The 1,402-nt window shown below is 46.5% G+C and carries 1 protein-coding gene; it reads left to right on the top strand.

The genetic code is table 11. The annotated features are described in order from the left end of the window. Window positions 1-133 precede the first annotated feature (133 nt). Window positions 134-1,147, top strand: coding sequence for an IS110-like element ISShes7 family transposase (locus tag AAA952_RS22255; protein ID WP_338259695.1), 1,014 nt, complete (start codon window positions 134-136; stop codon window positions 1,145-1,147). Window positions 1,148-1,402 lie beyond the last annotated feature (255 nt).

Genomic DNA, 1,402 nt, shown 5'->3' with positions numbered 1-1,402 from the left:
GCGAGACGACCGTCCGCCCCATGGACGGGGCGGTCGAGCATCCAAGGATGATGGGATGGACACCTCTTGTGAAGTAGGCGTCATTTACGCCATATTGAATTTGCACGTTCAATAACAACAAAAGGTGTCCAAAATGAAAGTTACACTAATAGGAATTGATCTCGCAAAAAATATCTTCCAAGTATGTGGAGTTAATCAAGCAGGCAAGAGTGTTTTTAACCGTTCGATTAAACGTGCTCAGCTCCTGACTTTTCTGCGTACTTACCCTGATGCCACTGTTGCGATGGAAGCCTGCAGTGGCTCTAACTATTGGGGCAGAGAGTTACTTTCTCTCGGGCATGACGTCAAACTGATCCCGCCTCAGCATGTTAAGCCATTTGTCAAAGGCAATAAGAACGATCGCAATGATGCCTTCGCTATCTGTGAGGCAGCGCAGAGACCGAACCTGATTTTCGTTCAGCCGAGAACCTTAGCGCAGGTTGATATCATCATTACCCACAGAATTCGCGAGCGCCGGATCAGAATACGCACTGCACTAACCAATCAAATCAGAGGCTTACTAAGTGAATATGGAATAGCCCTCCCTAAAGGACGTAATCCATTGAATCTTTTGCTGCCGGAATTACTTGAGGATGCCAGTAATCAACTCACTACGATTGCACGCCAATACATGCGTGAGCTGATGGAAGAGTTGCGTGCGATCAACGTTGCAATAGGTTCGCTGGAAAAAGATATCAAACTGCAGGCAAGAACGCACCCGGATGCCAAGCGACTGATGGGTATAAGAGGCGTTGCAGAAATCATTGCCACTGCCGCGGTGTCATTTGCCGGTGATGGCTCTGGCTATCATGGTGCTCGGCATTTTTCTGCAAATTTAGGACTGGTTCCTAAAGAGTTTTCCAGTGGGGGAAAACAAAAATTGGGCGGCATAACCAAACGAGGTAACAGCTATCTGCGGCGGCAACTGATCCAGGGAGCTTGGTCGATTATTCGTTATGCAAGTAAGAGTAATGACAGGATCTCCGTATGGGCCTTAAAGGTGATTGAGCGGCGAGGTAAACAGAAAGCGGCAGTAGCAATTGCAAACAAATTGGCACGGATCATCTGGGCTATGCTGTTTCATCGCAGCGAATATCGGCCTTGTTAATATGTAAAAATCGAGTATTAAACTCACCTCAAAACACGACTACAGATAATGAAGTAACAGGTAATACCGGCCTTTGCAGATGCTGAGAGAGTACAAGGAGCATATGACTCCGAAAGGACGATAAGCAGCAAAGGCGCGGTTCTCATTAAGGCCAGAGAACAAAGATTCTCACAAACAGGTCGGATATACGTACGCAGTATTACTTTCTGTTACTCAAAAAGTGGTTGATCTATTTGAGGTGTCCATATACGGACT

The sequence above is a fragment of the Shewanella sp. M-Br genome, from assembly GCF_036245925.1.
GTDB classification, from domain to species: Bacteria; Pseudomonadota; Gammaproteobacteria; order Enterobacterales; family Shewanellaceae; genus Shewanella; species Shewanella oncorhynchi.
This window is presented reverse-complemented; position numbering and strand designations above follow the sequence as displayed.